The organism is Sphingomonas sp. 10B4 (genome assembly GCF_035019905.1).
GTDB lineage: Bacteria > Pseudomonadota > Alphaproteobacteria > Sphingomonadales > Sphingomonadaceae > Sphingomonas > Sphingomonas glacialis.
Genome location: NZ_JASJVC010000230.1, coordinates 1 through 354, shown reverse-complemented (window position 1 = coordinate 354; position 354 = coordinate 1). Strand labels below are relative to the sequence as shown.

Here is a 354-nt window from a genome sequence, read left to right as displayed (position 1 = left end):
AAGGTAGGCGATGCGCTATGCACGATGGCCGCCGAGGCCACGCGCCGGCGCTTCATGGGCAGCGGCACACCGTACACGCCTGCGCCAGCAGCTACGCCACCGCCCACACCGAAGGACTAAGCCATGAACGACTTGTCGGTCATCGACCACTTCCTTGATGTCTTCTCGCGCTACATCGATTCGGGTTTCGGCTTGCTGCATGGCGAGGTGGCGTTTCTCACCGCCACGCTGGTGGTGATCGACATGACACTGGCCGGACTGTTCTGGGCCATGGGCGGCGAAGAGGTCATTGGCAAGCTGATAAAAAAGACGCTGTACGTCGGTGCCTTCGCTTTCATCATCGGCAATTTCAAC

Annotated in this window: 1 protein-coding gene; it reads left to right on the top strand. The window is 59.9% G+C overall.

Going from position 1 to position 354, the window contains the following annotated elements:
• Positions 1-123: 123 nt before the first annotated feature.
• On the top strand, positions 124-354 hold a 231-nt coding region (locus QN347_RS19595), incomplete at its 3' end, for a type IV secretion system protein (RefSeq protein ID WP_323494367.1).